At 57.8% G+C, this 25,085-nt stretch carries 21 protein-coding genes; 16 read left to right on the top strand and 5 right to left on the bottom strand.

From position 1 onward, the window contains the following. Positions 1–9: 9 nt before the first annotated feature. A complete protein-coding gene (locus D3Z90_RS03305) occupies positions 10–1,674 on the bottom strand; it encodes a GMC family oxidoreductase (protein ID WP_136474396.1) in 1,665 nt (554 codons plus the stop codon). 189 nt (positions 1,675–1,863) lie between these two features. Between D3Z90_RS03305 and D3Z90_RS03310 the strand changes: the two genes are divergently transcribed. After that, positions 1,864–2,682, top strand: a complete 819-nt coding sequence (locus D3Z90_RS03310) for an IclR family transcriptional regulator (RefSeq protein ID WP_136474397.1) — start codon at positions 1,864–1,866, stop codon at positions 2,680–2,682. Between the two features lie 33 nt (positions 2,683–2,715). On the opposite strand, the gene D3Z90_RS03315 is transcribed toward D3Z90_RS03310, so the two are convergent. Together D3Z90_RS03315 and thiS are read right to left on the bottom strand one after the other, a co-directional pair. Next, positions 2,716–3,513, bottom strand: a complete 798-nt coding sequence (locus tag D3Z90_RS03315) for a thiazole synthase (protein ID WP_218571415.1) — start codon at positions 3,511–3,513, stop codon at positions 2,716–2,718. Between the two features lie 42 nt (positions 3,514–3,555). Then, positions 3,556–3,759, bottom strand: coding sequence for a sulfur carrier protein ThiS (thiS, locus tag D3Z90_RS26905; protein ID WP_371922242.1), 204 nt, complete (start codon positions 3,757–3,759; stop codon positions 3,556–3,558). Between the two features lie 296 nt (positions 3,760–4,055). On the opposite strand from thiS, the gene D3Z90_RS03320 reads away from it, so the two are divergent. From D3Z90_RS03320 to D3Z90_RS03350, 8 genes are all read left to right on the top strand, one after another. Further along, a complete protein-coding gene (locus D3Z90_RS03320) occupies positions 4,056–5,444 on the top strand; it encodes an aspartate aminotransferase family protein (RefSeq protein ID WP_136474398.1) in 1,389 nt (462 codons plus the stop codon). A 220-nt stretch (positions 5,445–5,664) separates the two neighbouring features. Beyond that, positions 5,665–7,131 (top strand): PLP-dependent aminotransferase family protein, encoded by a 1,467-nt coding sequence (locus tag D3Z90_RS03325; protein ID WP_136474399.1) that lies wholly within the window; start codon positions 5,665–5,667, stop codon positions 7,129–7,131. Between the two features lie 279 nt (positions 7,132–7,410). Then, entirely contained in the window at positions 7,411–7,551 is a 141-nt protein-coding gene (locus D3Z90_RS26720) for a hypothetical protein (protein ID WP_168198426.1), read from the top strand. A gap of 57 nt (positions 7,552–7,608) precedes the next feature. After that, on the top strand, positions 7,609–9,369 hold the full coding sequence (gene xsc / locus D3Z90_RS03330) for a sulfoacetaldehyde acetyltransferase (protein WP_051270569.1): 1,761 nt from the start codon (positions 7,609–7,611) through the stop codon (positions 9,367–9,369). A gap of 99 nt (positions 9,370–9,468) precedes the next feature. Beyond that, positions 9,469–10,422, top strand: coding sequence for a bifunctional enoyl-CoA hydratase/phosphate acetyltransferase (locus tag D3Z90_RS03335; RefSeq protein ID WP_136474400.1), 954 nt, complete (start codon positions 9,469–9,471; stop codon positions 10,420–10,422). Positions 10,423–10,447: 25 nt separating this feature from the next. Then, a complete protein-coding gene (locus tag D3Z90_RS03340) occupies positions 10,448–10,750 on the top strand; it encodes a DUF6506 family protein (RefSeq protein ID WP_256658318.1) in 303 nt (100 codons plus the stop codon). Positions 10,751–11,046: 296 nt separating this feature from the next. Then, a complete protein-coding gene (locus D3Z90_RS03345) occupies positions 11,047–12,084 on the top strand; it encodes a putative sulfate exporter family transporter (protein WP_136474402.1) in 1,038 nt (345 codons plus the stop codon). A gap of 104 nt (positions 12,085–12,188) precedes the next feature. Beyond that, on the top strand, positions 12,189–12,962 hold the full coding sequence (locus D3Z90_RS03350) for a sulfite exporter TauE/SafE family protein (RefSeq protein ID WP_136474403.1): 774 nt from the start codon (positions 12,189–12,191) through the stop codon (positions 12,960–12,962). 19 nt (positions 12,963–12,981) lie between these two features. Here the strand turns inward: D3Z90_RS03350 and D3Z90_RS03355 are convergent, their stop codons facing one another. Then, positions 12,982–13,608 (bottom strand): c-type cytochrome, encoded by a 627-nt coding sequence (locus tag D3Z90_RS03355; protein WP_136474404.1) that lies wholly within the window; start codon positions 13,606–13,608, stop codon positions 12,982–12,984. A gap of 10 nt (positions 13,609–13,618) precedes the next feature. Next, complete coding sequence (locus D3Z90_RS03360) at positions 13,619–14,878, bottom strand: molybdopterin-dependent oxidoreductase (RefSeq protein WP_136474405.1); 1,260 nt, start codon at positions 14,876–14,878, stop codon at positions 13,619–13,621. Between the two features lie 197 nt (positions 14,879–15,075). Here D3Z90_RS03360 and D3Z90_RS03365 point away from each other — a divergent pair, with 197 nt between their 5' ends. From D3Z90_RS03365 to D3Z90_RS03395, 7 genes are all read left to right on the top strand, one after another. Then, a complete protein-coding gene (locus D3Z90_RS03365) occupies positions 15,076–16,296 on the top strand; it encodes a multidrug effflux MFS transporter (protein ID WP_136474406.1) in 1,221 nt (406 codons plus the stop codon). Positions 16,297–16,308: 12 nt separating this feature from the next. After that, positions 16,309–16,902, top strand: coding sequence for a TetR/AcrR family transcriptional regulator (locus tag D3Z90_RS03370; RefSeq protein WP_136474407.1), 594 nt, complete (start codon positions 16,309–16,311; stop codon positions 16,900–16,902). Positions 16,903–17,036: 134 nt separating this feature from the next. Next, positions 17,037–19,613 carry an AAA family ATPase gene (locus D3Z90_RS26990; RefSeq protein ID WP_256658319.1) on the top strand — a complete coding sequence of 859 codons (2,577 nt, stop codon included), beginning with the start codon at positions 17,037–17,039 and terminating at the stop codon, positions 19,611–19,613. Beyond that, positions 19,610–20,881 (top strand): McrC family protein, encoded by a 1,272-nt coding sequence (locus tag D3Z90_RS03385; RefSeq protein WP_136474408.1) that lies wholly within the window; start codon positions 19,610–19,612, stop codon positions 20,879–20,881. Before D3Z90_RS26990 ends, D3Z90_RS03385 begins: the two co-directional genes overlap by 4 nt. A gap of 124 nt (positions 20,882–21,005) precedes the next feature. Then, positions 21,006–21,548: an adenylate kinase gene (locus tag D3Z90_RS03390; protein WP_136478867.1), complete on the top strand. Its 543-nt coding sequence runs from the start codon at positions 21,006–21,008 to the stop codon at positions 21,546–21,548. Between the two features lie 796 nt (positions 21,549–22,344). Then, positions 22,345–23,016, top strand: coding sequence for a DUF262 domain-containing protein (locus tag D3Z90_RS26910; protein ID WP_218571416.1), 672 nt, complete (start codon positions 22,345–22,347; stop codon positions 23,014–23,016). After that, entirely contained in the window at positions 23,013–24,461 is a 1,449-nt protein-coding gene (locus tag D3Z90_RS03395) for a DUF4357 domain-containing protein (protein WP_218571417.1), read from the top strand. Before D3Z90_RS26910 ends, D3Z90_RS03395 begins: the two co-directional genes overlap by 4 nt. The last annotated feature ends 624 nt before the right edge of the window (positions 24,462–25,085 follow it).

Raw genomic sequence — 25,085 nt, forward strand, 5'->3', positions numbered from 1 at the left:
AATGTTCCATCAGGATGCGTAGGTGCTCAGTTCCGGCAGCGCTGGCGCCACGCTATGCGGCGTGCGGACGCTGGGCTGTAGACAATCTTCAAGAATCATTGTCGAGGCCTTTTCGGCGATCATCACCACCGGCACATTGGTGTTGCCCGAGACCAGGGTCGGCATGATCGAGCAGTCGACTACCCGCAGCCCCTGCACGCCATGCACACGCAGGCGTGAATCCACCACCGCGAGCGGATCGTTACCCATCTTGCAGGTCCCGGAGGGATGAAAGATGGTCGCCCCGTACTGACGGCAGAACTCCAGAATCTGCTCGTCGCTCTGGGTTTCGATGCCGGGGCGGAACTCGTGGCGAATCAGCTGCTTGAGCGGCCCGGTCGCGGCCAGCTTGCGGGTGTAGCGGACTGCGGCAATGACCGTTTTGCGGTCCAGCTCGGTCGACAGGTAATTGGGCTGCATCGACGGTGGTTGCATAGGGTCGGTGGAGGTAATGCGAACATAGCCACGGCTTTCGGGACGCAATTGGCAAACCGACATGGTAAAGCCGGAGAAGGGATGCACGCTGCCGCCGGCAGAGTCGGCACTGAGCGTACCGAAGTGGTACTGAATGTCGGGGGTGGCGCTTTGCTCCAGCACCCGTGTGAACAAGCCACCCTGGTTGATGCCAATGGCCAGCGGCCCGCTGCGGGTCAGTAACCACTGCAGGCCCATGCGCAATTTACGTAGTGGGGAGCGCAGGTCATCGTTGGTGGTGATCGGCTGAGTGCATTCGTAGATCAAGCGAATCTGCAGATGGTCCTGCAGGTTCTCACCCACACCCGGCAGGTCATGCACGGCGGCGATATTGAATTTTTTCAACAACTGCGCAGGGCCGACACCGGAGAGTTGCAAGAGCTGCGGTGATTGCAGCGCACCGGCGCTGAGGATCACTTCGCGTCTAGCTTTTACACTCAACGACTGGCCGTTCTGACGGTACTGGACACCAACTGCGCGGGTGCCATCGAAGAGTATTTTTTCAGCGTGAGCAAGCGATTCTATGGTCAGGTTGGCCCGCCGCTTGGCGGGGTGCAGATAAGCCACCGCGGTGCTGCAGCGCAATCCCTTGCGGGTGGTCAGTTGGTAGTAACCGACGCCTTCCTGATCACCGCTGTTGAAGTCCTGGACGTGGGGCACACCGAGCGCTTTGGCCGCGCCGATGAAGCCTTCGGTGAGCGGGTGGCGCGCCTTGATGCTGGATGCCGAGAGCGGCCCGTCTGTGCCGCGTGTGGGGCCGGGACCCAGGTCGTTGCTCTCGGCGCGACGGAAGTATGGCAATACATCATCCCAGCCCCAACCGACATTACCGGCGCGGGCCCAGGCATCGTAGTCGGCGCGTTGGCCACGAATGAAAATGAGCCCGTTGATCGAGCTGCAGCCACCGAACACTTTGCCACGCGGCCAGTAGATGCGCCGGTCGTTCATGCCGGGATCTGGATCGGTGTAGAAGCCCCAGTTGTACACCGGGTGGAACATGGTTTTGGCATAGCCTATCGGGATGTGGATCCACGGATAGCGATCCGCGGGCCCCGCCTCGAGCAGGCAAACACTGTATCGTCCATTCTCGCTGAGTCTATTGGCTAGAACACAGCCGGCTGAGCCGGCACCGACAATGACGAAGTCATAGGCACGTGACATCCGAAATCCTCTTCTTTTTATAGTTGTGAACCCGAATTGCACTTGCAAATTAGAACAATACATTCCACTTATATGGAGCCAGATTTAACGCGTTGATAAGTCCACCGGCTTTTGTTGCGCTCAAACGCGGTTTAATTCGTTAATAATTAATGAATTAATTCGCCATGACATTTCATCGGGTGATTGATAATGGAACAAATCAAACCGAAATTAGCAGAGGAACTGCCCGAGCCGCTCAACGGTGAAAGCCCGGATCGCAGCCTGCGTGCCTTGCTGTTGCTGGAAGTGTTGGCCAAGGCGGATGCCCCATTGTCGCTTGCGCAGTTATGCGACCGGCTTGCAGCGCCCAAGGCGACGCTGCTGCGCATGCTGGTAGCGTTGGAGCGCCTGGGTTTTCTGCTGCGCGAAGTGGACGAGAAGACCTACTTGCTCGGTCCGCGCGCCAACCGCCTGGGGTTGTCACTGCTGCGTAACCCCGTAGTGCTGCAACGCAGTCGGCTCATTTTGCAGTCACTGGTGCGGCAGTTGGGTGAAACCTGCAACCTGACGGCATTGGATGGCGACAGTGTGATTTACGTCGATCGCGTGGAAACCCACGAGCCGTTGCGCCTGCATGTCGAGCCTGGCACCCATGTGCCGCTGCATTGCACGGCCAGTGGCAAGTTATTCCTCGCCGAGATGCCTGCGGACCGGCGCAGCGACATACTCAAGCAGCTCGAGCTTACGCCGAGCTCCGATCGCAGCATCACCGATTGCGATTTGCTGGAATCCGAGCTGGAGCGTATCCGCGCTCGGGGGGTAGGGATCGACAGTGAGGAGTTTGTCAGAGGTATGGTGGCGGTCGCCGTACCAATCAGAGGTGCCGATGGCCAGTGCCTGGCAGCATTGGCCTGCCATGCGCCCACAGCACGCAAAAGTCTTAACGAGCTGATCGAATACATTCCGCAATTGCAGGCAGCGGCCGCGCAATTGGCGCTGTCATTGGCCCTGGATGCTTCTCGCAGCTGAGCCTCTTATGCGCCCAGCTGCGTCGTCGGGGGCTTATAGAAACAGGCCGCTCAAGGGTGAGGACGCGTCGCCGCTGAGCCGCCTTGGCATCCGTCCCGCCAGGTAGGCTTGGCGGCCGGCTTCGACCGCCTTGCGCATCGCCGAGGCCATGCGGATTGGCTCGCGGGCGCGGGCAATCGCGGTATTCATCAGCACCCCGTCGCAGCCCAGCTCCATGGCGATGGCGGCATCTGAGGCGGTGCCGACGCCGGCATCGACGATCACCGGAGCCTTGGCGTTTTCCACAATCAAGCGGATGTTGTAGGGATTACGAATACCCAGGCCGGAACCGATTGGCGCGCCCAGAGGCATTACCGCCACGCAGCCAATTTCTTCGAGGCGCCGGGCCACCAGTGGGTCGTCGCTGGTGTAGACCATCACCTTAAAACCCAGGTCGACCAACTGCTGAGCGGCGATCAGGGTCTCACCGATATCGGGGTACAGGGTTTGGCTGTCGCCGAGCACTTCGAGTTTGACCAGGTTGTGACCGTCCAGCAGTTCACGGGCCAGCAAGCAGGTGCGCACCGCATCCTTGGCCGTGTAGCAGCCAGCGGTATTGGGCAGCAGGGTGTAGCGTTGCGGTGAGACCACATCGAGCAGATTGGGCTGATCGGCCGCCTGCCCAAGGTTGCTGCGGCGTACCGCAAAGGTAACGATCTGCGCCGCGCTGGTCTCGATGGCTACGCCAGTCTCGCTCAGGTCTGCGTAATGGCCTGTGCCCACCAGCAAGCGTGAGGCGTAAGGCTGGCCGGCAATGATCAGGGGGTCGGAGGCTGTGCCAGTGCTTGTCATAGAGGCTCCAGTTTGGGGGAGGGATGGCGGGTTGACGTGCAACTAACCGCCGCCAATGGCGTGGACGATTTCCACGCGGTCGCCTTGTTTCAAGCGCAGCTCGGCGTACTCGCTGCGTGGGACCACATCAAGGTTGTACTCAATGGCCAGGCGCCGCCCCTGCAACTGCAGGCGGACGAGCAGTTGCGCCAGATTGATGTCCGCGGGTAACCACTGGGCCACCCCGTTGATTTCCACTTCAATCATTCAGGTTCTCTTGTCGATGAGGGTTCTGGTGTTCGCAGGGTGAGGGGATCGACGCGACGCTTTTAGAACCAGTCGCGGCTGCTGCGCTAGTCCAGTGCGTTGATCGAAGGCTGGCATCACGAATGGACAACAACTGGATCTAACTGCGCGCGCTGCTTGTTCTTAGTTTCTTCTCCAGGGGTGGATCGGGCAGTGCTGCGTTGCGATGCCGAGTGCTGCTCCTTCGTATGCGGCTGCCTGGAGCGTGTCTGCTGCCCGGTGACCAACAATAAAAATGCACCAGTCGAGAGGTAAGCATGAAAACAACAGCGCACGAGTTCGATGCAGTCGAAGCCCTGGCCAGTGACCGCGCTCACGTCTGGCATCACCTGTCCCAGCACAAACCGCTGGAGCAGAACGATCCGCTGATGATCGTTGAAGGCAAAGGCCTGCGCGTCCGCGACATCAAGGGCAATGAATACCTGGATGCGGTGTCTGGTGGGGTGTGGACCGTTAACGTTGGTTATGGCCGTGAGAGCATCGCTGACGCCGTGCGCGATCAGTTGGCGAAGATGAATTTTTTCGCCGGCTCCGCAGGCAGTGTTCCAGGCGCCTTGTTCGCCAAGAAACTGATCGAGAAGATGCCGGGCCTGAGCCGGGTGTACTACTCCAACTCAGGTTCGGAGGCCAATGAGAAGGCCTACAAGATCGTCCGGCAGATTGCGCACAAAAAGTACGGCGGCAAAAAGCACAAGATTCTGTTCCGCGAACGTGATTACCATGGCACCACCATCACGGCGCTGAGTTCTACCGGTCAGTTTGAGCGCAAGAACCAGTACGGTCCCTTCACCCCGGGTTTCGTCGAGTTTCCACATTGCTGCGAATACCGCTCGCAGTTCGGTGAGGTAGCCGACTACGGCCTGCGTGCAGCCCAGGAAATGGAGCGAGTGATTCTTGCCGAAGGGCCGGATACCGTGGGTGCCGTGGTGCTCGAGCCAATCACCGCGGGGGGCGGCGTCATCACCCCGCCAGAAGGCTACTGGGAGGCCATTCAGGCGATCTGCAAAAAGTACGACATCCTCCTGCACATCGACGAAGTGGTCTGTGGTCTGGGCCGTACCGGCAAATGGTTCGGCTACCAGCACTACGGCATCAAGCCGGACATCGTCACCATGGCCAAGGGTGTGGCCAGCGGTTACGCGGCAATCTCCTGCACGGTGACCACCGAGGAAGTGTTCGAAGCCTTCAAGGGGGACGCTGACGATCGCATGGGCTACTTCCGTGACATCAGCACCTTCGGTGGCTGCACGGCAGGCCCGGCGGCCGCACTGGAGAACATGCGGATTATCGAAGATGAAGGCCTGCTGGAGAATGTCACCCACATGGGCGAGTACTTCATGGGGCGCCTGCGCGAACTGCAGGACAAGTATCCGATCATTGGCGACGTGCGCGGCAAAGGCTTGTTCTGTGGCATGGAGCTGGTGAAGGACCGCAAGACCAAGGAGCCGGTGGCCGAAAGCGTAGCCATTGCCATCGCTGCCGACTGCATGCGCCAGGGCGTGATGATTGGGCGCACCAACCGCAGCTTCGAGCAATTTAACAATACCCTATGTTTCAGCCCGGCATTGATCGCCACACAGCAGGACCTGGACGTGATTATCGCCGCCCTAGACGCTGCCTTTGGCCGTCTTGCCGCTAATCCATAACGCGTCGAACCTTGCGCGGACCGGCCCCGAGTTACATTGACGGGCCGGTTTTGGCGTGTCTGCGGCGTTAATAGTGGCGCGCCGGATAGTCTTGTCGAGGTGATGTTGCTAGTCTGCTTTGCGATCGCTGCGTCAGCGGTTTGCTGGCAAGAGCATTCTGAAGTGACTGGCCGAGTGGTGTGCGGTACCAGTGCTTGTCGTCCGTTCAGTCGAGGCCGCTATGTTCCAGCTGTTCCATTTGTCCGCCGATAAAACCACCAACTTGCAGCAGCAACTGCGCGAGCAGATCGCTCAAGTCATTCTCAACGGCAATATTCCGCTCGACAGTCCCTTACCCTCCAGTCGCAAGCTGGCCAAGCAGTTGAACATCGCCCGAAACACGGTAGTGCTCGCCTACGAACACTTGCTCGACGATGGTTACCTGCTGGCCCGTGAACGCAGTGGCTACTATGTGAATCCGGACATTCTGGCGCGCAAGGTGGAGACGCCGCGTGTGCAGCAGGACGAGTCCGTGACCACCAAGCCGGACTGGTCACAGCGCCTGGTGATGCAACCGTCGCAGCAACGCAACATGAGCAAGCCACGCGATTGGCAGAATTACAAATACCCCTTTATCTACGGCCAGTTCGACCCGGCGCTGTTTCCGACCGCCAACTGGCGTGAGTGTTGTCGTGATGCGGTCAGTATTCCGGCGATTCGTGATTGGGCCTCGGATCGCTTCGATAACGATGATCCGTTGCTGATGGAGCAGATCAGAACTCGGCTGTTGCCACGCCGTGGTGTCTGGGTTTCGCCTGAGCAGATCCTGGTCACGGTTGGTGCCCAGCACGCGCTGTACATGCTGGCACGTCTACTGTTGCGCCCCGACAGTTTGATGGGCATTGAAGAGCCTGGTTACGTGGACGTGCGCAATATCGCCATGCTTAACCCTTCGCGGGTTCAGGCGCTGGCGGTGGACAACCAGGGGCTGATGCTCAGCGATCAGCTCAATGACTGCGACCTTATCTACACCACGCCCAGCCATCAGTGCCCAAGTACCGTGACCATGCCCCTGGAGCGCCGCTACGAGTTGCTCGAACGTGCCAATGAACACGATTTTCTGATCATTGAAGACGACTACGAAAGCGAGACCAACTTCAAGTGCAATCCGATCCCGGCACTCAAGAGCCTGGACAAGAATGACCGCGTGCTCTACGTCGGCAGCCTGTCGAAAACCCTGGCCCCCGGCCTGCGGGTCGGCTATCTGGTCGGGCCCGAAGCGCTTATCCGTGAGGCACGGGCGTTGCGGCGGTTGATGGTGCGTCATCCGGCGGCGAACAATCAGCGTTCGGTGGCCCTGTTCCTGGAGCGTGGCTACCACGATGCGTTGATCATGAGCCTGATGCGCGCGTACGAGGAACGTCATGAGCAGATGGGCGCGGCCTTGCGAGAGTACTTGCCAGAGTCGTCCAAGGAACCGAGCTTCGGCGGCTCCTGCTACTGGGTCAAAGGTCCCGATAACCTCGACGCCCGACGTCTGCAAAAAGTCGCTGCCGAACACGACATATTGATCGAGCCCGGCGATATTCATTTCTTCGGCGAGCAACCGCCGCTCAACTACTTCCGTCTCGGCTACTCGTCGATTCCAGCCGAGCGCATTCGTCCGGGGATCAAACTGCTTGCCGAACTCATCGAGCAGATCAGCTAAGCGCTGACCCAACCGCTGTCCTCGCTCACGTCACGTCGAACGCCATTCGGCGGGGCGTGGCGTGCCTGGCTTTTTTGTGCCGCTGCCAAAGCTGGCTTTACCTGCTCACGCATCTGGACCCACTGGCTTAACAGTTGGCTCCCAACTGGTCCTATCTGCCGCTTCCTTCCGACTCCTACTCTAGCCCCAAGCCAGCCAGTCCTCGCCTGAACGCACAGCACAGGCGGCTCGCTCGACCTGCCCCAAAACTCCATCACAACAACAATCGGAGAGATCGGCATGCTTAACGGAGCTAACCCCATCAAGCCCCACGCACTACGCGCCGCCCCCTCGTACCTGGCCATCGGCCCGAGCATTCCGGCTGCACAGCGCACCTGTCCTGAAACCAATTCCTATGCAGCCGTCGCGCTGAAAGGCTGAGCCCCGAGTCATTGGCGGCGCAGCCGCCGTACCTTAAGTAACGAGAGGAAGATCGATATGCCACGCATGACCCCTAGCGAAGCAATGGTAGAAACACTGGTTGCCAATGGCGTCACCGATATCTTTGGCATCATGGGTTCGGCCTTCATGGATGCGATGGACATCTTCGCACCCGCCGGTATCCGTTTTATCCCGGTGGTCCACGAACAAGGTGCCGGGCACATGGCTGACGGCTTCTCGCGGGTCAGTGGGCGTCACGGTGTGTGCATTGCGCAGAACGGTCCAGGGATCACCAACTTTGTTACCGCCATCGCTGCCGCCTACTGGGCGCACAGCCCGGTAGTCGTCATTACCCCAGAAACCGGCTCCATGAGCCAGGGCCTGGGCGGCTTCCAGGAAGCCCAGCAACTGCCGTTCTTCGAGACCATCACCAAGTACCAGGCCCATGTGCCCAACCCTGCGCGCATGGCTGAACTGACCGGTCGCTGTTTCGATCGGGCGATGCAGGAAAACGGTCCGACCCAACTGAACATTCCACGTGATTTCTTCTACGGCGATATCAACGTTGAAATCCCTACGCCGATTCGTATCGAGCGTAGCGCCGGTGGCGAGCAAAGCCTGGCCGAAGCCGCCCAACTGCTGGCATCGGCAAAATTCCCGGTGATCATTTCCGGTGGTGGCGTGGTCATGGGCGATGCAGTCGAAGCCTGCCAAGCGCTCGCCGAATACCTCGGCGCGCCGGTGGTCAACAGCTACCTGCACAATGACTCCTTCCCGGCCAGTCACCAGCTGTGGTGCGGCCCGTTGGGCTACCAGGGCTCCAAGGCAGCAATGAAACTGTTGTCGCGCGCCGACGTGGTCCTGGCCCTGGGGACCCGCCTGGGCCCATTCGGTACCTTGCCGCAGCACGGCCTGGATTACTGGCCAAAGCAGGCGAAAGTCATTCAGATCGACTGCGACTCGAAAATGCTCGGCCTGGTGAAAAAAATCAACGTCGGTATCTGCGGCGACGCCAAGGCTGCAGCAGTCAACCTGCTCGGTCGCCTGGAGAGCCTCGACGTGCTGTGCCTGGAAAACAAAGGGGCGCGCGCCGAGGAAATCGCCAAGGAAAAATATGACTGGGAAACTGAACTGAGCGCCTGGATCCACGAGAAGGACGAGTTCTCGCTGGACATGATCAAAGAGCAAAGCGGTGAGGAAGGCAACTACCTGCACCCGCGCCAAGTGCTGCGCGAGCTGGAAAAAGCCATGCCGGCCGATGCCATGGTGTCCACGGACATTGGCAATATCAACTCGGTCTCCAACAGCTACCTGCGTTTCGAGAAGCCACGTTCATTCTTCGCCGCCATGAGCTTTGGTAATTGCGGTTATGCACTGCCGACCATCATCGGCGCCAAGGTTGCAGCACCGCATCGCACCGCTATCTCCTACGCTGGTGACGGTGCCTGGGGCATGTCGATGATGGAAATCATGACCTGCGTTCGCGAGAACATTCCGGTTACCTCGATCGTCTTCCACAACCGTCAGTGGGGCGCGGAGAAGAAGAACCAGGTGGACTTCTACAACCGTCGCTTCGTTGCGGGCGAGCTGGAAAACCAGAGCTTTGCTGGCATTGCGCGCTCGATGGGCGCCGAAGGCGTCACCGTCGACCGTCTTGAAGACGTCGGCCCGGCGCTGCAGGCCGCCTGCGAGGCACAGAAGGCTGGCAAGACCACGGTGATCGAGATCATGTGCACACGTGAACTGGGCGATCCGTTCCGCCGCGATGCGCTGTCCAAGCCGGTGCGTTTCCTCGAGAAGTATAAAGACTACGTCTAAGTCGCCAAAGTGACCGGTTGATGCCGGACACCTGAAACACTGCCGCGGCGCCTTCGGGCGCTGTTGCAGCTTCGACTGTGAACAATCAGGAATCCAAGCATGTTGAGCACTATTCCTCCGGAATGCCCGGCATTCCTGCTTGACCGCGCCAAGGCGCTGCCGCGCGTGGTCACAGCGGTGGTCAATCCCGTCAACCTGCTCAGCCTCAGCGGTGCCAAGCGGGCGTGCGATGAAGGCCTTATCGAGCCCGTGCTGGTCGGAGATCAAGGGCGCATTCGGGCCCTGGCCGATGTACTGGACTGGGACCTACACGACCTGCGCATACAGCATGTCAGCGACGAGGTGCAGTGCGCCGAAGCCGCCTGCATGCTGGCGGGATCGGGCACTGCGCAGGCACTGATGAAGGGGCATCTGCACACCGATGTATTGCTGCGTGCAGTGCTCAAACGCGAGGTGGGGCTGCGTTCGGCCAGCCGTCTCAGTCATGTGTTTCATATGACATTGCCGGGCAGCGACAAGGCTTTGTCGATCACCGATGCGGTGATCAACGTGCAACCAACGATCGTCGACAAAATTCACATCGCGCGTAATGCCATCGAGTTGATGCATGCTCTGGGCTATGAAAAGCCGCGCATGGCGGTGTTGTCGGGTACCGAAGAAGTGGTGGCTAGCATGCCGTCCAGCAAGGATGCCGCGGAGCTAGCCAAACTGGCGACGATCGGTGCCCTGGGCGATGCCTGCGTTGAAGGTCCTCTGGCCTTCGACAATGCGGTATCGCTGGAAGCTGCGCGAATCAAAGGTATCGGCGGTGAGGTCGCGGGTAATGCCGATATCTTGTTGGTACCGAACCTGGAAGCCGGCAACTTTCTGTTCAAGCAAATGGTTTACTTCATGAGCGCCACGGCCGCCGGCTTGGTGCTAGGGGCGCGGGTGCCGATCATTCTCACCTCGCGAGCCGACCCATTGGAGGCGCGCTTGGCATCCTGCGCGCTGGCGTCCATTTTTATCGACTACCGTCGTCAGTTGCGCAACCAACTGCAGGCTGCCAGCTAAGCAACTTCATTACACCAGGAGAACGATGATGGCTGTGCAACGTTATGGCTTTATCTTCAAGGCACCCGGCATGCAGTTCCTTACCCATAACGGGCGGCTGGAGTCCGATGCCTTTGCGGCAACCGTGTGTGGTGTTGCCAGCATCGAGGAAGCGGTGCTGGTGGCCCAGGAATTGTTGACCCGGCACGTGCAATTGATCGAGTTGTGCGGTGCATTCAGCGAGGCCGACGTCGAGCAGATTCGCCGTGCCATTGACGATCGGGTTCCCGTGGCCGCTGTGCAATACAGCGCTGAAACACGCCAGCGCCTGCAGCAGTTATCCGAGTGAGTTGTCGTCCCTTCAATGCGTCGCAGGCTTCAATCTGACGCCTTTTATAAAGATCTCCCCGGGGACCCACTGACCGTGCCTGCATCAGGCATGGCAGTCGTGGTAACTGCGCCCATGGGCAGCGCAAAGCCAGGCAACGCGGGGCTTTGCGCGCAGCGGCCGACTGGCCCCTAAGACGGTGTCGACGTGGTCCTAATGAGAAGAAGTTGATTTCTCTAGCATCAAACCCAGTGATTTCATAACCACAGGGTGTAGCTGACACAATGAAAATAAAACAGCATCACACAATCCCGCCTATGCCCAACCAGTCGCTCGACACGGCCCAGCCCTCGATGTCGTGGCTGGCACGTCGGCAGCAGAAATTAAGCCTGTTGTTGCCGGGTATCCTTGCCTCGGTTGTCGTTGCCGCCAGCGCCACGTTCCTTTCTGAACATTACGGTGCGCCGGTGATGTTGATGGCCCTGCTGCTGGGCATGGCATTGGGCTTTCTTTCCGAGGAGGGGCGGGCGGTCGCCGGTATTCGCTTCACCTCCAGCACCATCCTGCGCTGCGGCGTGGCGCTGCTGGGCATGCGCATTACCGTGGAGCAAATCCTTTCGCTGGGCGGTACGTTGATGGCGGTGGTGATTGGTGCCGTTTTCCTGACCATCAGTTTCGGCATCCTCTTGTCACGACTGCTTGGCCAGTCGCGTGATTTCGGTATTCTCAGCGGTGGCAGTGTCGGCATCTGCGGCGCGTCGGCGGCCTTGGCCATTTCTGCGGTGCTGCCGCAGGACAAGCACAGCGAGCGCAATATTATTTTCACGGTGATCAGTGTGACCGCACTGAGCACCATCGCCATGATTGCCTACCCACCGTTTGCTCAATGGATTGGTCTGGACGCCCATCAGGCCGGGATATTTCTTGGCGCAACTATTCATGACGTGGCCCAGGTAGTGGGCGCCGGCTACAGCATGTCGGAGGAAACCGGCGACACCGCAACCGTGGTCAAGCTGTTGCGCGTAGCCATGTTGGTACCGATCGTGTTCAGCCTGTCGCTGCTGTTGCGCAAGCGCGGTGATGGCGGCCCGCGCCCGGCCTTGCCGTTGCCTTTGTTCATCATCTTCTTTGTCATGTTCGTGGCGATCAACAGCAGCGGCATCGCCTCGGCGCAGATCCAGGCCTTTGCCGGCGATGTGTCGCGCTGGTGCCTGGTGACCGCCATCGCCGCGCTGGGGATGAAAACTTCATTGAAGGCTTTGCTGGAAGTCGGTTGGCGTCCAGCGACCCTACTGGTCAGTGAAACACTGTTTCTCGCGGCCTTGATTCTGATTGCGGTCAAATGGCTGGCATGAGCCTGCACCATGGGTGATGCTCATCACCCCCGCCTGATCTGCCGACTGCCGCCGCCACAGAAACTGTGCGGCGGCAGTCTGGCTTAACCAGCAATGGAGGCGGTATGAGCCTGCAAGTGCATCTGATTTTTTTGTGTTGTGTGGCCCTGGCAACGGTTGCCCAGAGCCTCACCGGTTTCGCCTTTGGCCTGATTCTGATGGGGTTGATTGCCTCGTTGCACATGGTGCCGCTGACTGAGGTAGCGGTGGTGATCAGCATCCTCACCTTGGGCAATGCCATGGCCACGTTGGGCGGGCCGAAGCCGCAGCTGGACCGTGCGGTGCTGATGCCGGTACTGATCAGCAGCCTGCTCGGCGTGAGCCTGGGGATATGGGGGCTGGGTGCGTTGAGCGGCAGCCAGATAACCTGGCTGCGGGTTCTGCTCGGCGTACTGATCGTCGCGGCCAGCTTCATGCTGGTAGTGCAAAACAAGCCGAAAGCACGACTGTCGCGACAGCCTTCGTTCTGGCTGGCCGGAGGGCTATGTGGCCTGCTCAATGGTTTGTTTTCCAGTGGCGGGCCGCCGATTGTTTTCCACCTGTATCGCCAGCCCCTGGGTTACGAAATTATCCGCAATACCCTGGTCACCGTGTTCGCCGCCAATGCGGCGGCGCGCCTGGGCCTGGTGGTCGCCCAGGGACAGATGCACCTGTCCACGCTGCTGTTGAGCGCCGAAGCATTGCCCTTGGTGCTGCTGGTCAGTTGGCTGGTGCGGCGCTATCCGCCGAAGTTGTCGCCGCGGACGGTGCGCTGGATAGTCTTTGTGCTGATGGCGCTGGCAGGCATCAGCTTGATCTGGGGTTCGCTACCGGGGCTTTTGGCGCAGACATCGGCCTAAACACTGACCTCGGCAGGGCTTACTGAGCCAGTATGAACGCGGCGAGGGTCTGCAGGTTTTCCGCGCTCAACTGCGCGTAAGGCGGCATGGGCGTTTGCCCCCATTTCCCGGAACCTCCCTGCTGAATGCTGGCGGCTACCTTGGTCATCGCCTGCGGATCGTTTGCATACTTGGTGGCGACTTGGTGATACGCCGGGCCTACCACCTTGTGATCGAGTGCGTGGCAGGACAGGCACGCATTGTTCTGCAGCAGCGCTGTGGCGTCGACGTTCGCAACAGGCGCCTGGACCTTCGGCGAACTGGCAGCCTGCACCTCGGCATCGCTTGCCTGGGCACTGCCGTAGGTCACCGCCAGGTAGGCACCGATAATGCTCACATCCTGATCGCTGATGGGTGCGCCGTAGACGTGCTGCATCTTGCTGGCTTCTGCCGTCCACTGCGCCAAGGTCATTCCAGGAGGCTGGAAGTTGATGTAATCGGCGGAGTGGCAGGTCGAGCATTTTTGCTGGGCCAACTGATAACCGGGCAGGGTACTGGGCTTGAGCGCAGCAGTTTCCGGCGGCAAGCTGATCGACAGCGGCGCCGCGTTGGCGATAGCAGCCACGCAAACCTGCGCCGTGCACAGCAAAGTGATCAGACGTTTCATGCAAGCTCCTTCAGGCGACAGTGACGTGGCTGGTTTCCACTACGTGGCGGCGGTAGCCGCCGGGGTTCCAGTCGGCTCGCAGCGGCTGCACCTCGCCTGCCCGGTTAGTGGCGCGCACCATCAACTGCGTGGCGCCCTTGTGGGTGAAGGTGACGGGCAGCGTCCATTCACGAAAGGAAAAACGGCCCAGGTCCTGGCCAAGCTGTGCTTCACGCCAGCTTTTGCCACCGTCGACAGAGAGCTGCACCTTGTTGATCCCGTCGCCGCCATCAAAGGCTATGCCTTGGAGCACCACAGGTGTGTTGCGCGGCAGCACATCGCCTTGCTTTACGCTGGTAATGAAGCTGCGCACCGGCATCTTCGAAATCGGCTTGGTTTGCGCTGCCGTGGTACCGGGGGCGACGCACAAACAGTCGTTGTCTGGCACGCGGTAACCTTTGGCCATGAAGAAGCCGTCGTAAGTCTTATCGACCACTTCGATCTCACTCAGGTGCTTGACCCAGTAGGTGCCGAAATAGCCGGGCACCACCAGACGGATCGGGTAACCGTTGAGGAAGGGCAGGTCGGTGCCGTTCATTGACCAGGCGATCATCGGCTCACCGCCGAGGGCATGACCGATGTCCAGGGCCTTGATGAACTCCGGGGTGCTCGCCAGCACGGGTTTATCCAGCCCGCGAAAGGTCACTTGCCTGGCGTCGGCCTTGACCCCAGCCTTCTCCAGCACCGCCTTGAGTGGAACCCCCAGCCAACGGGCATTCCCCATTGAACCATTACCCAACTGCGCGCCGAACACCCGTGGCATCGAGAAACCACGGCTGTTCCCCGAGCACTGATTGACGGCCACCACCTCCACCGGCTCGGCGAGTGCTTTGAGCTCAGCGAGAGAGAGCGACAGCGGCGTTTGCACCGAGCCCTTGATCGTAAGGCGGTAGGTGTCTGGATCAATGCTGGTGGGGAAGTTAGCCAGGTGATAACGCACGAAAAACGCATCATTGGGCGTGATTGGTCCTTCGTTGAACACCGCGAACGGGGTTTCCAGATGCGGCGGACGCGTGGTCACCAAGGTCAACGGTCGTTTCTGCGGGTACTGCACCAGCGGCCGCGGGCCGGCGGCGAAGGTCACTTCTTCGGCATTGGAGGCGGGTGATCCGGCTTTGCCGGCCGCGTTAACCAGATTCGCCAACGGCGAGGCCGCCAACGCCAGGGTGATGGCGTCGCGCAGTACACGTCGACGGCTTGGCTTGTTGTTGTCGATAAAACTGAACTTCATTTTGCACGCTCGGGGGCCAAGTTGGGTTCAGGAGTAATGCCTCGCAAGACTATGGTCGGGCGCCCGTGGGGGGAGGGGTAGGTCCAATTCGTGGTTGGCTGTTGGGCCTCGACGTTCATTGACCGCTGAAGTGAGCGCAACTATGATGCGTAAACCTACCGACCGGTAGGTAGCATTTAAATTAACGGATTGAAATGATGAACACCGTGCAATCGGAGCAGGTGCCACTGAAGTTGGCGATTGGCTTGGGAGTAGTGGGCGCCTTGGGCCCTTCGGCTGTCGACATGTACCTTTCAAGCCTTCCGGAAATTGCCCGTGACTACCACGCAAGCTTTGCGGGCGCTCAGCTCACCCTGACGTTTTTCCTCCTGGCCATGGGCGCAGGACAGCTGTTGTTTGGACCGTTCGTGGATGCCTACGGGCGCAGACGCCCCCTGCTGATTGGCCTTGCGCTGTTCATCCTGTGCTCGCTGGGTTCGGCCTGGGCACCGACACTCAACACCTTGATTGGCTTTCGCTTTGTACAAGGCCTGGGCTCTGCGCTGACATTGGTGGTGATCATGAGCATGGTTCGAGATGTTAGCCAGGGGGCGACAGCGACTAAACTGTTTGCGCTGCTGATGACCATAGAGGGCGTGGCACCGATTCTGGCCCCGGCTTTGGGAGGCGTGATCGATACCTGGTTTGGCTGGCGCGCCGTAATGCTCACCCTTGCGATCCTGGGCGTAGCGGTACTGCTGAACAGCTGGCTGAACCTCCCGGAAACACTGGCAACGGAGAAGCGTGAGCCGCTGCGACTGGCTTCGGCGTGTCGCATCTACGTGAAGATCGCCAAGGATCGCCACTTCCTGTTGCCTGCCCTTGCGGTGGCCGCAGTGTTCTTCTTCCTGTTCGCCTACATCGGCGGCGCAACGCTGGTGTATCAAGAAACCTACGGGCTGAGCGCGCAGTCGTTTGGCATCCTGTTTGGCGTGACAGGCTTTGCCATCTTGTTTGGCGCCATGCTCGCCGGCAGACTCATCACCACCCTAGGCATGAACCGGCTGACATTACTGGGTGTAGGCTGCATGGCGAGCGGCGCCCTCATCACCTTGCTGGCAACCGCCACCAACGTCGGCTTACCCGGCATTGCGGCAGGCATGGCCTTGGCACTGTTTGGCCTGGGCATCGCCGAATCGACACTGATGTCACTGGTAATGTCCTCCCAGGAACGCGCGCTGGGCTCCACCGCCGCCTTGTTGGGCGCCATTCAACTGTCCATCTCATCGAGTGCCACACCGCTATCGGCAGTCGTTCTAAGCTACGGCCCCCTCGCCTGGACGAGCCTCCTGGTACTCAGCGCACTGCTCGTGTGCCTGCTGACCTGGATAAGCCTACCCAAAGGCAGAAACGCCACATTCAGCCTTGCCGGCCACTGACAAGAGCCATTGATGACCACGACACCCCTGACACCAGCAGCTGAACGAATCGTACAACTTGCCCTGCAACACTTCGCTGATCGAGGCTACGACGCAGCCTCGCTGAACGACATCGCGGTCAGCGCCGGAATCAAAAAAGCCTCGCTGTACGCGCACTTCACCAGCAAGGATGACCTGTATACCGCCGTGCTCAATTGCGCTTTGAAAAGTGAGCAGGACTATGTAGACACGCAATTTTCCACGCCAGAAAGCGGCCAGGCGCCAGGCGAGCGGTACATCGACAACCTGCAGCATCGCTACAGTGAAAGTTGCGCGTTGCGCTTTTTACTGCGGGCAGCGTTTTACCCACCGGCGGCGATCGAGCAGAGCGTCAAGTCGGGTTTTGAGGGTTATTTGGCGGGTGTTCGTGAGCGTTTTCAGGCCTCGCTTGAGGCGGCTTATCCGGCTATGGGGTTGCAGAATGTCGAGTTGCTTGCTGAGGCTTATTTGGCATTGATCGATAGCCTGCATGTTGAGCTTATCTATGGGAATGATGAGGCATATGGGCGGCGTTTTGATGCGTTGCGGCGATTGATCAAGGTTGTAAGGGGGCCTTTGCTTGCGTAAAACACCTGCGGGTCTTGGCTTCTCTGGAAATCGACACTCATTGGCTGAACGATGGCATGCTCCGTGCCATGGCTGACCTTCCGTCAACACCCTCAGTTCTGATGAATTCACTCTGACCAAAAGGAAATGGTTGAATGCATGAACCCATTGCCGAGCGCGAAGCGATCTGGACCGAATTCCTTGAGCGCTGGCCGCTCGAGTCCTTGCCAACCATGACGCTGAAGCAATACAGCCAGGCTGGCACAGATGACTATTTCTGCCGTTGGCTGGAAAAGCACACCGAGTCGTTGGGTTCGATTTGGGGTGGGTCTTCGTTCAAGTTCGGTGTGTTCTCGCGCTTGGACAAAGAGGACAAGCACAGCCCGCATCATAGCTTCAGCCCAGACTATGCCTGGCTAAACAAATACGGCGACAGTGCGCAAGAGGCTTTTGCCCATGTGCGGGGGTTGATTGTCGCCGTCGCAAATGCCGCCCGCAAAGGTGATCTTGATGTCATAGAGAACGCCGACCTTGGTCCGGTATTCAAGTGGAAAATCGCCTTCCTTTACCAAGACCGTGAACGCCCGCAGATCCTCGGCATCTTCGCCGCAAGAGACCTGCGCGCTGCTCTGGGTGAGAGGGCTAGCTACAAGGAAAATATTGCCGGGCTGCATCGGCAGATGATCGCCAATCGCAGCGATGAAAACTTGTTTGCCTACAGTGATCGCTGCTGGGATGAGGCGCAGCGCTGGCTACATGAGCAAAGTTTGCCAGAACAAGCGTTGGGCTTTTTCAACAGTCAGCCTGATCGTTTTGAAGCAATCAAAACAACTCAGAAAATGGCGGGTTTTATCGTTGGGAATGGCAGGCAGTTAGCGTTGGTACGAGAGAAGAAAGAACTTTCTGCCTTTGTTTCACCAGGGCCCTGGCAGCAACTAATCTCGACTTCTTCCACCGAGCACTATCCGAGCGAACGCACTCGCCATTCCGGCCTGGGCACCTGTGCGCCCCTGCTTACGCAAGGGGCTGAAGCGCTTTTAGTTACGTTTAAAACCCTTCGCGACCTTGACGCTTTCTGCGAAGCCTACGAATTGGATGACGCCGCTGCAGAGCCCCGACTACCTTCCATAGAAGAGCCCAATATAACTATGTCCGTGCCCCTCAATCAGATTTTGTTCGGCCCACCGGGTACTGGTAAAACCCACGCCACCATCGACGCAGCCCTGGAAATTCTCGACCCGGACTTCCTTCGGGGCGCAGTAGGTGAACGAACGCTACTGAAGGCGCGTTTCGATGAGCTCATTCATGAAGACAGAGTGCGCTTCGTGACCTTTCACCAAAGCTTCAGCTACGAAGACTTCGTGGAAGGTATACGCGCGTTGCCGTCAGAAGGCGACGATCAAACGGACGGTGTCATCCGTTATGACGTTGAGCCGGGCATCTTCCGCAAGCTGTGTGAAGATGCCGTCCGTGATAAAGCCTATGAACACAAGGTGGGTGTTCGCGAACATGCGCGGGTATGGAAAATATCCATTGATGATGCGGGGCCTAGCGAGACACGCAACTACTGCTTTGAACACGGTGAAGCGCGGATCGGTTGGCAATACGTCGGAGATATCCGCAACGCCAACCTGGCCGACCCCGCTCTCAAACTGGGCACCAACGAACAAAGCTCCTTGAATATGTTCGGCAATGAAATCCTGCCGGGCGACATACTGCTATGTCTCAGGAGCAAGACGTCAATCTGCGGCGTTGGTGTGGTCACCGGTGAGTATCGCTTTGATGAGCACCAGGAAGCTCACCTGCGTGAGGACTTCGTTCACGTATTACCGGTGCGCTGGCTAGCCAAGCACATAAATTTCGACATTCTCACCCTCAACGGTGATACCAGCCTGACCCAGAAAACGGTTTACCCCTTGAGTCGTATCAAATGGCCTGCGTTGCAACAGGCACTTCAAGATGCGGGCGTTGCATTAGAAGCAGCGCATTCGACGGCAAAGGCGGCGACAGCACATCAACCTCATGTGCTGATCATCGATGAAATCAACCGTGGCAATATTTCCCGGATCTTTGGTGAGTTGATAACCCTGCTGGAGCCCTCGAAGCGCGCCGGTGCCGAAGAGGCTTTGCATGTGCAGCTGCCTTACTCCAAGGCTCAATTCAACGTGCCGTCCAATGTGTACCTGATCGGTACCATGAACACCGCTGACCGTTCGTTGGCCGGACTGGATATCGCCCTGCGGCGACGCTTCAGCTTCAAGGAGATGCCTCCCCAACCAGAACTGCTGCGCGAAATAACCGTAAATGAAATCAACATCGCAGACCTGCTTTCTACAATGAACGAGCGGATCGAGGTGCTCCTCGATCGTGACCATTGCCTGGGCCACGCCTACTTCATGCCTCTAGAAAAAGAGCGAACTATGGAGCGTCTGGCCATGATTTTTCGGAATCAGGTACTGCCGCTGTTGCAGGAATATTTCTTTGAAGACTGGCAGCGTATTCAGTGGGTCCTCAATGATCACCGTAAACCGGACCCCGCCGACCGTTTCGTTTTCCAGACAAAGGCAGACCTCGGGGTGTTGTTCGGCGACCACGTACCCGTTCCCAGCCATAACATGCCGTGGCGCATCAATCAGCACGCGTTCACGCGAGCGTCTGCGTATCGGGGCCTGATCGCGGCTATGCAGCCAACGGCGGTGCCAGCGTCCGAGCTGGAAACGGTTACCCCGTGAAGAACGTAACCGTTCGTGAGCACGCACTGCTAACCACCGAGGCTGTAACGGCCTCGTTGGACCGTGCTCAGGTATCCGCCAGTGCCTTCAACTGGCTATGCGAGCTCAGCGCCTCCTTCAAGAAAGGTGGTGCGCCACTGGTTCAACGCAACGGCCAGAGGTCGTTGAAGTTGGACAACTACGTCGGCGTTGTTGAAACACCTTGCGGCACAAGGCTGGAGATCCTACCCAAGCACAGGCAGCGCAGTGACTGCCTGAAAGAAAGCCGGACGCTTTTGCAGAAAATGATTCAGGCTTCATTGGACTTGCCGGTACGACAAGCAAGCTCGGCGAGCCTTGAACTATTCAACATGCCCCTCCCTGAGTGGCTGATGCGTCATTTCCTTCAAGCGCTGGACCATCTTGTTAAGCGCGGCATGCGCTTCGACTATCACAACATTGAAGAGCAACAGCAATTCCTGCGTGGACAACTCAATGTGGTGGCGCAGATGCGCCAACCGCCTGGGCGCGAACACCTGTTCCATATTCGCTACGATGTATTTCAACCTGATGGGCCGGAGAACCGCTTGTTGCGTAGAGCGTTGGAGCAGGTGTGCGAACACACGCGAGATCCCGACAATTGGCGGCTGGCCCATGAGTTGCGGCACCTACTACATGAAGTGGCTCCCAGCCGCAGTATCAACCAGGACTTCAAGCGTTGGCGCACAGACCGGCTGATGGCGCACTACCAGCCGATCAAACCTTGGTGCGAACTTATCTTAGGCGAGCAGGTACCCTTGGCCGTGAGTGGCGACTGGCACGGTATCAGTCTGCTCTTCCCTATGGAGAAGCTGTATGAACGCTACGTCGAAGTGATGCTGCGCCGAGTGCTACCTTCAACGGCCATATTGACGGCTCAGTCCTCCAGACATTCGCTTTGCGCGCACCAGGGAAAATCGCTGTTTCAGCTCAGGCCGGATTTCTTGCTCAGCCATGCAACCAGCACCTGGATTCTGGATGCTAAATGGAAGCTGCTCGACAGTGCAGACCTAGACGATAAGTACGGCCTGAAGCAAAGTGACTTCTACCAGATGTTTGCTTACGGCCAGCGGTACCTAGAGGGTAAAGGCGACATGGCCTTGATTTACCCCAGGCACGATCGCTTTGACAGTGCCTTGGAGCCCTTCATTTTCGCTGAAGATTTGCGTTTGTGGGTATTGCCCTTCGACTTGCTCACCGGTGAGCTTGTAGGCGGTGATAAGGTGGGCCTGCCGTTGCTCGGGCGCTGAAGTGCAACAGCAACGTTAATCTGTGGGTTAATCCAGCTTACTTTCGACGGGCCGGCGGCCCTGATCTACCCAGTATGGGAAATCTTGCCGGCTTCGAAATCGACATGTATTCATGGAGGAAAAATTGCGAATTTACGTTACAGGCGCTTCGTGTGCGGGCGTGACTACCCTGGGGCAAAACCTCGCAACTCTGCTTGGTGTACGACAGGTCGATGTCGATGATTATTTCTGGATGCCCACGAACCCTCCTTTTACGACCAAACGACCTCCCAGTGAGCGCGTGTCATTGATCCAGCAAAAGTTCGGTGACGACGATTGGGTGCTGACCGGCTCTTGCATGGGCTGGGGAGAAGCGCTGATTACCCATGTCGATCTGATTGTGTTCGTTGTAACACCAACGCCCGTTCGCCTTGAACGGCTGGCCGAACGTGAAAAGAAGCGCTTTGGTGATCGGATAGCACCGGGTGGTGACATGCATGAGACACATGTGGCCTTTCGGGAATGGGCTGCGCAGTACGACGACCCGAACTTTTCAGGACGCAACCGAGCGTGGCACGAGGCATGGCTATCAGAGCAGACCGCTCCGGTCTTACGGATTGACGGGATGAACAGTGCTGAAAAGATGGCTGCGGATGTCATTCAAGCTTTATCGCAAGTAGCGCAATAGTTCGAAACTGAACGGCTAAGGCACGACTCTCAAAGCGCTTTAGTAATGTTCGCTTTTGGCTGTAATCGCCGCTGGCAATTTTATATTTTTGCCTACCGAATTCGTGTAAACGTACCTCTATAAGAGTGCAGGTTGTTCCTCCCAACCAGGGAGAGACTACCTATGAAACTTACAGAACCAAGTTTCGTAGGTTTTGCGGTCGACCTACCGGCACTTTTAGGAAGTGGGATTGCAATGCTGGATGTAATTCTTCCTTCCGGCTTTCCCGCATGTGAAGGGTATACCAAGCATTAGATATCTCCTCAAAAGACCGCGAAACTGCTGGAAGTCCCGTATTTACTGGATCGTAGGCAAAAAAAGGACTTGCGTGGACGTCTTTGATTGATCATTTGGTGAGCCGGGGTAAGTTGAATCCATTCCGTAGTGAATTGATTTTTATAAATAAATACAGGTTCTACTTTTTTGCTGGAATACCAATTGGAATACTGCGTTAATTTGATCATGCCGACTTAAGCCGCACGAATACCACGTTTGCTAAGCATAGAGGTGTGGCTTACAAGGAGGAGCTTGCCGAATTGCTGCGTACAACCACCAATCTTGCTCGCCACCTAACCGAAAGCTCCTATCTCAGAAAGCAGGGGACATCTCGAAGAAAACCCCCCAGCAGCTGGTTGTTCCTTTGGATCCGAAGGCGACTACTTGGTAGTCTTCACTTACTGCGCTGAAGCAAAAAATCTTGGCGGCGAACGCCTGGCCTTCGCGCAGCCGAGGAAAGCTAAGAACCGATAGGAACGCCATGAGCCATACCCTAAGTGCGAAGGAACAAGCACTCTCCAAAGTGTTCAGCGACGATTACGCATTTTCGATCCCAGGTTACCAGCGTCCTTATGCGTGGGGGGATGAGCAGGCTCAGGAGCTCCTGGATGATCTCGTCAGCGCTATGCGGGATGCTCCTGGCACCTTGAGCGAGTCTGTGCCGTATTTTCTCGGCAGTATCGTGCTCATCAAGAAGGAATCTCTACCCGATTCGACAGTCGTGGACGGTCAGCAACGCCTAACGACACTCACCTTGTTGCTGTCTGCAATTCGGGCAACAGTGCAGGACGCCGGAGTTAGGGGTGGGATCACTAAGCGGATCTATGAAATAGGCGATGTCGTTTCTGCCACCGACGCAAGCTATCGACTTTCGCTGCGTGAGCGGGATCGTAATTTCTTCCGGGAGTACGTTCAGCATGAAAATGGACTAGCTAAGCTAGCTGAGTTCAACAAACCACTGCCGGATGCGCAGAAGCGTCTGCGTGCCAATGCTCTTCTATTCGTGAGAGAGTTGGCTAAGCTCTCTCAGGCTGAACTCATCCGTCTGGTACAATTCGTCGTTACCCGCTGCTTCCTTGTAGTTGTGTCCACCCCGACCTTGATTCGGCTTACCGAATTTTCGGTGTGCTCAACAGTCGAGGTCTGGACTTGAGCGCCACGGACATTCTCAAGGCTGAAATCATCGGTGCTTTGCCTGAGAAGGTACGCGATGACTACACCTCCTCTTGGGAGGACCAGGAAGAGGAGCTAGGGCGGAGCCGATTCGGCGAGTTATTCAGCCATATACGTATGATCTACCGCAAGGCAAAACCACAAGGAACGTTGCTCAAAGAATTCCGTGCCCACGTTACCGAGGCTGCACAGCCACAAGCTTTCATGGACAAGGTCTTGTTGCCGATGGCGCAGGCCTACGTCGTGATCTGTGATGCGGATTATGCCAGTTACGAACTAGCCGAAGCTATCAATAATCACTTGCGTTGGCTGAACCGCTTGGAGTTTAAAGATTGGGTGCCGCCAGCCCTGGCATTTCACATTCGCCATCACAACCAGCCGAAAGCGCTATTAGCATTCTTCAGAGACTTGGAGCGGCTGACCTATTCGATGCTGGCACGGAAAATTGGTGTCAATGAACGTATTGAGCGCTTTTCCAAGCTGACCGACGCTGTTGAAAAGGGCGACGACCTCACCTCGGTCTCATCACCGCTTCAATTGTCCCCCTTGGAGCAGGGGGGCACCTACGCGGCGCTCGATGGTTCACTCTATGAGACCCACTCCTCAAAAGCGCTGGCTGTATTGCTGTTGCGACTGGATGCCCTGTTATCGGATGGTAGCGCGAGCTACCAACATGACGTCGTCAGTGTTGAGCATGTAATGCCTCAACAGCCTGCTACAGCTAGTCTGTGGCGGGAGTGGGTCAGGGAGCCGGATAAGCATCAGTATTGGGTACACCGTTTGGGAAATCTGACGCTGCTGAGTCGAAGAAAGAATAGTGCGGCTAGAAACTATGAGTTCATTAAAAAGAAGAACGCCTATTTCACCAAGGGCGGTGTCAGCTCCTTTGCGTTGACAACGCAGGTGCTTCAGCATGATTCCTGGACCGTTGCAGTCATGGAGAGGCGACAGAGTGACCTTATGAGTCAGTTGGAAAATCATTGGCGATTGAAGAATCGACTCAATAAGGCTGAGCAGGCTGCCCAGTTGCTGACGGCTCAAGTGGATGCTGACGCTAATGCTGCTTTTGAGCTCAAGCAGGGTAAATACGGTCTGATGGCCAATGCCCGCGAAATGGGTGAGGCATTCGTTGTTTTGGTTGGTTCCAAGGCTCGTTCCGAATGGGTTGGCGTACCTCACAACTATGCAGAACTGCATGCACAGTTGAAGGCAGACGGGGCCATTCAGCCAAATGGAAGTGATGAGCTTTGGGCATTCACTCGTGATGTGGCCTTCAAAAGTCCAAGTGCAGCTTCTGCCGTGGTGTTGGGGCGCGCAGACAATGGTCGTACCAGTTGGCTACTGGAAGGAACCACTGTTGACTACGGAACCTGGCTGAACAGTCAGTCGGGCACCAAACCTATTTCGGGACGATTGGAGGAGTAGGGCGTCAGAGATTTGGGCAATTGCGATGCTGATGCAGCCGGCTATAGAGTCACCACGATTGCTCGCCTGCTTGGGGCTGCATGACTAGCCGGCTATCAACTTATTTGAGCCTCCGAGCGCCCATGGTCGGATTAAAAGCTCGCTGCGATTGCTGTCAATGCTAACAGCTCGGGGTGGAGGGTATCGGCGTTTCAGGGGGTATGCCTCTGCAAAGGCAGATTCATAACAGTCCGACCAATTCGCCTTGAGCTCCAGCTTTTTTTAGGGCGATGGTGTCCGCGTAAAATTAGGGGGGGCGATAGCCCTTAGCATGCGTCGTAAGCCGCCAGCGAACAAACCTTCCGCCCTCCCCCTTGCGATAACGCGATGGTGTCCGTGTCGCAGCTACTGAGTGGGGGCGCTCTAAGGCGGGCATTCAGTTGCGCTGCTGTCACCACTTGCGCCAACGGCCCACTCAAACGGGTATGCGACACAGGCCATTGGGGGGAAGACATGGCAATGCTAGACTTCCGCCCTGTTTGGCTACTGAGGTAGGCATGGCCATCATGACTGTAGAACCATGGGGTACCTTCGATTGGGGCGCGCAGCACTTTGGAGTAGCCAGGGACACCGTTTGCCGCTGGC

The sequence above is a fragment of the Pseudomonas sp. DG56-2 genome (assembly GCF_004803755.1).
Classification (GTDB): domain Bacteria; phylum Pseudomonadota; class Gammaproteobacteria; order Pseudomonadales; family Pseudomonadaceae; genus Aquipseudomonas; species Aquipseudomonas auratipiscis.

What these genes read in the sequence shown, in the direction of transcription:
- D3Z90_RS03305 (WP_136474396.1), bottom strand. Translation starts at nt 1,674, where the DNA reads ATGTCACGTGCCTATGACTTCGTCATTGTCGGTGCCGGCTCAGCCGGC.
- D3Z90_RS03310 (WP_136474397.1), top strand. Translation starts at nt 1,864, where the DNA reads ATGGAACAAATCAAACCGAAATTAGCAGAGGAACTGCCCGAGCCGCTC.
- D3Z90_RS03315 (WP_218571415.1), bottom strand. Translation starts at nt 3,513, where the DNA reads ATGACAAGCACTGGCACAGCCTCCGACCCCCTGATCATTGCCGGCCAG.
- thiS (WP_371922242.1), bottom strand. Translation starts at nt 3,759, where the DNA reads ATGATTGAAGTGGAAATCAACGGGGTGGCCCAGTGGTTACCCGCGGAC.
- D3Z90_RS03320 (WP_136474398.1), top strand. Translation starts at nt 4,056, where the DNA reads ATGAAAACAACAGCGCACGAGTTCGATGCAGTCGAAGCCCTGGCCAGT.
- D3Z90_RS03325 (WP_136474399.1), top strand. Translation starts at nt 5,665, where the DNA reads ATGTTCCAGCTGTTCCATTTGTCCGCCGATAAAACCACCAACTTGCAG.
- D3Z90_RS26720 (WP_168198426.1), top strand. Translation starts at nt 7,411, where the DNA reads ATGCTTAACGGAGCTAACCCCATCAAGCCCCACGCACTACGCGCCGCC.
- xsc (WP_051270569.1), top strand. Translation starts at nt 7,609, where the DNA reads ATGCCACGCATGACCCCTAGCGAAGCAATGGTAGAAACACTGGTTGCC.
- D3Z90_RS03335 (WP_136474400.1), top strand. Translation starts at nt 9,469, where the DNA reads ATGTTGAGCACTATTCCTCCGGAATGCCCGGCATTCCTGCTTGACCGC.
- D3Z90_RS03340 (WP_256658318.1), top strand. Translation starts at nt 10,448, where the DNA reads ATGATGGCTGTGCAACGTTATGGCTTTATCTTCAAGGCACCCGGCATG.
- D3Z90_RS03345 (WP_136474402.1), top strand. Translation starts at nt 11,047, where the DNA reads ATGCCCAACCAGTCGCTCGACACGGCCCAGCCCTCGATGTCGTGGCTG.
- D3Z90_RS03350 (WP_136474403.1), top strand. Translation starts at nt 12,189, where the DNA reads ATGAGCCTGCAAGTGCATCTGATTTTTTTGTGTTGTGTGGCCCTGGCA.
- D3Z90_RS03355 (WP_136474404.1), bottom strand. Translation starts at nt 13,608, where the DNA reads ATGAAACGTCTGATCACTTTGCTGTGCACGGCGCAGGTTTGCGTGGCT.
- D3Z90_RS03360 (WP_136474405.1), bottom strand. Translation starts at nt 14,878, where the DNA reads ATGAAGTTCAGTTTTATCGACAACAACAAGCCAAGCCGTCGACGTGTA.
- D3Z90_RS03365 (WP_136474406.1), top strand. Translation starts at nt 15,076, where the DNA reads ATGAACACCGTGCAATCGGAGCAGGTGCCACTGAAGTTGGCGATTGGC.
- D3Z90_RS03370 (WP_136474407.1), top strand. Translation starts at nt 16,309, where the DNA reads ATGACCACGACACCCCTGACACCAGCAGCTGAACGAATCGTACAACTT.
- D3Z90_RS26990 (WP_256658319.1), top strand. Translation starts at nt 17,037, where the DNA reads ATGCATGAACCCATTGCCGAGCGCGAAGCGATCTGGACCGAATTCCTT.
- D3Z90_RS26910 (WP_218571416.1), top strand. Translation starts at nt 22,345, where the DNA reads ATGAGCCATACCCTAAGTGCGAAGGAACAAGCACTCTCCAAAGTGTTC.